Annotated in this window: 5 protein-coding genes; 2 read left to right on the top strand and 3 right to left on the bottom strand. The window is 58.0% G+C overall.

Annotated elements, in window-relative coordinates; genetic code table 11:
- Window positions 1–868: 868 nt before the first annotated feature.
- From rpsT to mutM, 3 genes are all read right to left on the bottom strand, one after another.
- On the bottom strand, window positions 869–1135 hold the full coding sequence (gene rpsT / locus NYR50_RS14385) for a 30S ribosomal protein S20 (RefSeq protein ID WP_006310170.1): 267 nt from the start codon (window positions 1133–1135) through the stop codon (window positions 869–871).
- A 195-nt stretch (window positions 1136–1330) separates the two neighbouring features.
- On the bottom strand, window positions 1331–2092 hold the full coding sequence (locus tag NYR50_RS14380) for an enoyl-CoA hydratase (RefSeq protein WP_080812207.1): 762 nt from the start codon (window positions 2090–2092) through the stop codon (window positions 1331–1333).
- A gap of 46 nt (window positions 2093–2138) precedes the next feature.
- Window positions 2139–3035, bottom strand: a complete 897-nt coding sequence (mutM, locus tag NYR50_RS14375) for a bifunctional DNA-formamidopyrimidine glycosylase/DNA-(apurinic or apyrimidinic site) lyase (protein ID WP_418136390.1) — start codon at window positions 3033–3035, stop codon at window positions 2139–2141.
- Between the two features lie 143 nt (window positions 3036–3178).
- Here mutM and ubiE point away from each other — a divergent pair, with 143 nt between their 5' ends.
- Together ubiE and ubiB are read left to right on the top strand one after the other, a co-directional pair.
- A complete protein-coding gene (gene ubiE, locus NYR50_RS14370) occupies window positions 3179–3955 on the top strand; it encodes a bifunctional demethylmenaquinone methyltransferase/2-methoxy-6-polyprenyl-1,4-benzoquinol methylase UbiE (protein WP_306018190.1) in 777 nt (258 codons plus the stop codon).
- A gap of 36 nt (window positions 3956–3991) precedes the next feature.
- Window positions 3992–5566: a 2-polyprenylphenol 6-hydroxylase gene (ubiB, locus tag NYR50_RS14365; RefSeq protein ID WP_418136389.1), complete on the top strand. Its 1575-nt coding sequence runs from the start codon at window positions 3992–3994 to the stop codon at window positions 5564–5566.
- The last annotated feature ends 434 nt before the right edge of the window (window positions 5567–6000 follow it).

The following is a 6000-nucleotide window of genomic DNA, read 5'->3' as shown; positions in this document are numbered from 1 at the left end:
TGCCGATTTATCCCCTGCCGCTTCTGAGCAAGCTGCATCACATGCCTTTGGTGCGCGGTCCCCATCGGCCACCGCACCCATCGCCAAATTCAATTGCATATTGCCGCCTTTCAAATTGCCAATCATAGCCTGACGATCAAAAATCGACCGCCAGGGATCCCCCTCGTTTATTTTGCCCCCAGCGTTCCCCTCGAAAGAACGACAAAGGCGACTACTCGTTTGCGAGTCGGTTATCCCATTTCACTCCCCCTCATGGAGAGACCTGCGACACGCTAAAAACGCTCCTTTCGTTACAACCTTAAGGCGCATTTTTGAGGACAAAAAGCTCCTTCCCGTTCCGAGACCGAAACGGCACAAAAAGCTCCATGACCTGAAAAAACGGATCTCGAAAGATCCGCTAGCAAGAAGGTGAATATCGTCGATATGATCATCGCGATAATCTGTGGACTGAGCTCCGCACCCCTTGTTGGAATGCATTTAGGCAGGATCGTGGGGAGAGATCAATGGCGTTTTTTCTGCAAAAACTCAGATCGGCCATTGACTCACAAAGGCCGTTTTGCATCACCGACAAGGTACGAAGCAGAATCGCTTATGAATCAATGAGATTCAATTTTGGCAATTTTTGAGAGCCGGTTTTACCAAAAAAATAAAAATCTGCTTGACTCAAAACTAGCCGCGACTTCCGTAGAGAAAGCTTCCCACCTTCAGGGAGACCTCCAGTAAATAATTGTTTTTATTATGCTTTTCCTGTCGTCCATCTGACATGCATTTGTCACGTTACGGCAGCAATGGTTAATGGGCAGTTAGAATCACAAAAAGCCCGGTCAAAAGACCAGGCTTTTTGGATAGTTAATTGTGATTAGCCGGATTAGGCGGAAAGAGCCTTAACGCGCTGGGCGAGACGCGACACCTTGCGGGATGCCGTGTTGCCGTGCAGAACGCCACGCGTTGCTGCGCGCTGGATCTCAGGCTGAGCTGCCTTCAGAGCTTCGGTGGCGACTGCCAGATCGCCGGTAGCAATTGCTTCCTCGACCTTGCGGATGAAGCCGCGAACGCGCGAACGGCGAGCCTTGTTGACTGCGGTACGGCGAGCGATCTTGCGGGTCGCCTTTTTCGCCGAAGTTGTATTGGCCATGTATGCCTCTCTTCGAATTCAAACCAAATTCCGCAACCAGAGGATCGGGTCGTTCGACGACCTCACGTAACCCAAGAATGCGGGAGTAATTTCGGACAAGCCGGATGGCTTTCCTTAACCGTGGGCGGGCATATACCGCTAAAGCGCACCCCCGTCAACGCGCAAAACGCTTAAAAGCGCCGATATTCCGAATCCTTAGCGATTCCGGAAAGCGGGTTTGCGCTTTTCAACGAAGGCCGCCATGCCCTCCTTCTGATCCTCTGTCGCAAAGAGCGACTGGAACGCACGCCGTTCATATCGCAGCCCCTCGGCGAGCGGCACCTCGAAGGAGCGGTTGACGCTTTCCTTGGCCATCAGCACGGAAGCACGCGACAGCGAGGCAATGCGGGTCGCAGCTTCCACCGCCACCTCCATGAGATCTGCGGCCGGCACGATACGCGACACGAGGCCGGCGCGCTCGGCTTCCGCCGCGTCCATCATTCGGCCCGTCAGAACCAGGTCCATGGCCTTCGCCTTGCCCACCGCCCGCGTCAGCCGCTGCGATCCGCCCATGCCGGGAATGACGCCGAGGGTGATTTCCGGCTGGCCGAACTTCGCCGTGTCCGAAGCGATGATGAAATCGCACATCATCGCCAGCTCGCAGCCGCCGCCGAGCGCAAAACCGGAAACGGCGGCAATAACAGGCTTGCGGGTGGCCGCGACCTCATCCCAGCCGCCGAGGAAATCGCCGACATAGGCATCGACGAAATCCAGCCCTTGCATTTCCTTGATGTCGGCGCCGGCCGCAAATGCCTTTTCCGAGCCGGTGATGATGATGGCGCCGATGGAATCATCGGCTGAGAAAGAAGACAGAATGTGCCGCAGCTCTTTCAGAAGCACCGAATTGAGGGCGTTGAGCGCCTTGGGACGGTTGAGCGTGATGACGCCCACCTCATCGCGCTTCTCGACCAGTATCATTTCATAGTCCACGGCAATCTCCCCTTCTGCGTCACTTGCAGCACCGCTATTTCTGGCAGGCGGCGCAATAGAATGTCGAACGACCGGCCTGCACCACCCTTTCAACCGTACCCCCGCAGCCGGGGGTCCGGCAAGGCTGGCCTTCCTGATCGTAGACCGAAAAGGAATGCTGGAAATAACCGAGCGTTCCATCCGTCTGTATATGGTCGCGCAGGGAGGAGCCGCCGGCGGCAATCGCGTCGGCGATCACGTCACGGATTTTCTCCGTCAGATCGATGAGCTCCGCTTTCGGTTTGCCACCTTTCGTCACCAGCGTTCCCGCCGCCCGCAAGGGAGAAAGATGGGCGCGCCAAAGCGCCTCGCAGACGTAGATATTGCCCAGCCCGGCAATAATCTTCTGATCCAGCAACGTGCTTTTCAGTGGCTGGCTTTTGCCCTCGAACCGGCTCGCCAGATAATCCGCACTCAGCGCATTGCCGGTCGGTTCGGGCCCAAGCTCGGCAAAGGCAGGATAGAGGTCGAGCTTGTTGCGCTCCACCAGATGCATGAAGCCGAAGCGGCGCGGATCATTATAGATGACGCAGACGCGCTCCTCTCCTTTATCCAGATGAAAGACGACATGGTCATGCTTGCCGTCTTTCGAGCGGGCATAATGAAAGGCGCCGGGCGCTTCAGCCCCCTCACCCTTTTCCGCCTCGATGCGGAACGAGCCGGACATACCGAGATGGGACACGATCGTTAACCCGTCTTCCAACTCGATGAGAAGATATTTCGCCCTGCGTCCGAGCGAGATAATCGTTTTACCTTCGATCAGACCCGCGAAATCCGCTGGAAACGGAAAACGCAGATCCGGGCGGCCAAGATGGAGCTTGCGGACCCTTGCGCCTTCCATGGCGGGTGCGAGGCCTCGTCTGACGGTTTCGACTTCTGGCAATTCTGGCATCTGGCTTATCCGGCAGTTTATCGTTAGGACCATGTGGTCTATACAGTGCACGCGAAATGTCGCGCCCAGGGGATGCGGCAACAGATAGCGTTGCCATGGCGTTTCCGCTATGGTCCGCCACGCAATAAATATGGAGACAGATGATGACCGACGCCCGTACGACCGCAGAAGGTGGCATGGAAACGTCCTATGGCTTTCACAAGGTGGATGAAGGCAAGAAGCAGGGGCTGGTCAACGAAGTCTTCCATAAGGTGGCCAAGCGCTACGACATCATGAATGACGTGATGTCGGCCGGCCTGCACCGGCTGTGGAAGGACGCCATGGTCTCCTCGCTTTCGCCGCGCAAGGATCCTTCCTACAGGATTCTGGACGTGGCGGGCGGCACAGGCGATGTCGCCTTCCGCATCATCGAAGCCTCCAACCGTCTGGCGCATGCCACCGTTCTCGATATCAACGGCTCGATGCTGGCCGTGGGCGAGGAGCGCGCAGCGAAAAAGAAGCTTTCCGACAATCTGACCTTCGTTGAGGCCAATGCCGAGGAGCTTCCCTTCGAGGCGAATACATTCGATGCCTATACGGTCGCCTTTGGCATTCGCAACGTGCCGCGCATCGATGTCGCGCTGAAGGAGGCCCACCGCGTGCTGAAACGCGGCGGACGGCTTCTGGTGCTGGAGTTTTCCGAAGTCGACATGCCGCTGCTCGACCGCGTCTATGATGCCTGGTCGTTCAACGCCATTCCGCAATTCGGCAAGATGATCACCGGCGATGCCGAGCCCTATCAATATCTGGTCGAGTCGATCCGCAAATTCCCCAATCAGGAGGATTTTGCCACGATGATCCGCGCTGCCGGCTTTTCCCGCGTCACCTACACCAATTATACCGGCGGCATCGCCGCCCTGCATTCCGGCTGGAAGCTTTAAGACCATGCCCGGCAGACGCAGGAGACAAGCATAAGCATGAGCACTTTGGGCGCATATTTCCGCCTCGCAAGGGTTGGCTGGGTTCTCGTGCGCGAAGGCGTCGTGCTGGCTTTGCCGTCCGATGACCTGCCTACCCCGGCGCAATTGTTGAAAGCCGCGCTGAAGCCTTTCGCCCGCAGCAAGGCCAAACGGGCGCAGCGCAGCGACCGGCTGGCCGTGGCGGTCGAGCGGCTTGGGCCTTCTTATGTGAAGATGGGCCAGTTTCTGGCCACCCGGCCGGATGTGGTGGGTGCCGATTTCGCCGACGATCTCGCGAGCCTTCAGGATCGCATGGCCTTCTTTCCGGCGGCTGCGGCGAAGGCCAATATCGAGGGTTCGCTCGGACGGTCGGTTTCAGAGCTTTACAGGGAGTTCGGCGACCCAATCGCCGCCGCCTCCATCGCCCAGGTTCACCCGGCCATCGTGGATACGCCAAAGGGACCGCGCAAGGTGGCCGTCAAGGTCATTCGACCCGGCGTGCGCCAGCGCTTCCAGAACGATCTCGAAGCGATGTATCTGATCGCCGACCTGCAGCAGCGGTTCGTCCGCTCGGCCCGTCGCCTGCGGCCGGTCGAGGTGACACGCACGCTAGAGCAGACGACCAAGATCGAGATGGATCTGCGGCTCGAGGCCGCCGCGCTTTCCGAACTTGCGGAAAATACCAGACAAGATCCCGGCTTCCGTGTTCCCGAAGTGGATTGGGAACGCACCGGTCGTGATGTCGTCACCATGGAGTGGATCGACGGCGTCAAGATGTCTGACATCGAGGCTTTGAAGGCGGCCGGCCACGACCTGAACAAGCTGGCCGATACGCTGATCCAGTCTTTCCTGCGGCATACGCTGCGTGACGGTTTTTTCCATGCCGACATGCATCCCGGCAACCTCTTCGTGGATGCGAAGGGCGAGATCGTCGCCGTGGATATGGGCATTGCCGGACGGCTCGGCAAAAAGGAACGCCGCTTCCTGGCCGAAATCCTCTATGGCTTCATCACGCGTGACTACATGCGGGTGGCGGAAGTGCATTTCGAGGCTGGTTACGTGCCGGGCCATCACGATAAAGCCAGCTTCGCCCAGGCGATCCGCGCCATTGGCGAACCGATCCATGGTCAGCCGGCCGAGACGATCTCGATGGGCAAGCTCCTGACGCTGCTGTTCGAAGTGACCGAGCTTTTCGATATGGAAACGCGGCCCGAACTGGTGATGCTGCAAAAGACCATGGTGGTGGTGGAAGGCGTGTCGCGCATGCTCAATCCACGCTTCAACATGTGGAAGGCGGCCGATCCGGTCGTCGGCGGCTGGATCCGCGACAATCTCGGTCCCAAACGCATCGCCACCGATCTGAAGGACGGCGTGAAGGCGGCACTCAAGCTCGCCGAAGCGGTACCCGAGATCGCCGCCAAAACTGAGAAACTGCATTCCGAACTGATGTATATGAGCGAGAACGGCCTGCGTTTTGACGCGCAGACAGCGGAAGCCATCGGCAAGGCGGAAGCCAGCCATACCAAATGGGGTCGCGTCGCGCTGTGGGTGATTGCGCTGACGCTTCTCTATATTGCCATCCGAATCAGCTAAGACATATCTGAACGTGAAGGTGCCCGGCGTCACCGCCAGGCGCCTCAGTTATCAAAAAAACCGCCTATTAAGCAGACGTGACGACCGCATGCCATGCTCATGCAATATAACGAAGAATAGTGACCTGATCTTCTCAGCGAAACAGGTGGCCGATGCGATTGTTAGCACTTCTGGTTGGTTCGCTATTCTTCAGTCTTCAACCGGTCGCAGTGCCGGAAGCGATGGCGCAACACACGGTCTACGACCCCTGTACGGACGGTAGCATAAACGATGGAATACCACGCAGTTGCGACGAGGTGAGACGGGAATTGCGACGCAGCGACAGGTATGATCGAAGGGAATGGGACTATTATCGGCCGATGCGGCCACTTCGCACCGATCCATGCAGGGACGGGCGCGTGAGCGACGGGCAACCGCGATCCTGCGGAGAGTTG

This window comes from Agrobacterium sp. El2ro-1b (assembly GCF_048298475.1).
GTDB classification, from domain to species: Bacteria; Pseudomonadota; Alphaproteobacteria; order Rhizobiales; family Rhizobiaceae; genus Agrobacterium; species Agrobacterium fabrum.
The sequence above is the reverse complement of the archived record's forward strand: the minus strand, read 5'-3'. Positions and strand labels throughout refer to the sequence as shown.

What these genes read in the sequence shown, in the direction of transcription:
- ubiE (WP_306018190.1), top strand. Translation starts at nt 3,179, where the DNA reads ATGACCGACGCCCGTACGACCGCAGAAGGTGGCATGGAAACGTCCTAT.
- ubiB (WP_418136389.1), top strand. Translation starts at nt 3,992, where the DNA reads ATGAGCACTTTGGGCGCATATTTCCGCCTCGCAAGGGTTGGCTGGGTT.
- rpsT (WP_006310170.1), bottom strand. Translation starts at nt 1,135, where the DNA reads ATGGCCAATACAACTTCGGCGAAAAAGGCGACCCGCAAGATCGCTCGC.
- mutM (WP_418136390.1), bottom strand. Translation starts at nt 3,035, where the DNA reads ATGCCAGAATTGCCAGAAGTCGAAACCGTCAGACGAGGCCTCGCACCC.
- NYR50_RS14380 (WP_080812207.1), bottom strand. Translation starts at nt 2,092, where the DNA reads ATGATACTGGTCGAGAAGCGCGATGAGGTGGGCGTCATCACGCTCAAC.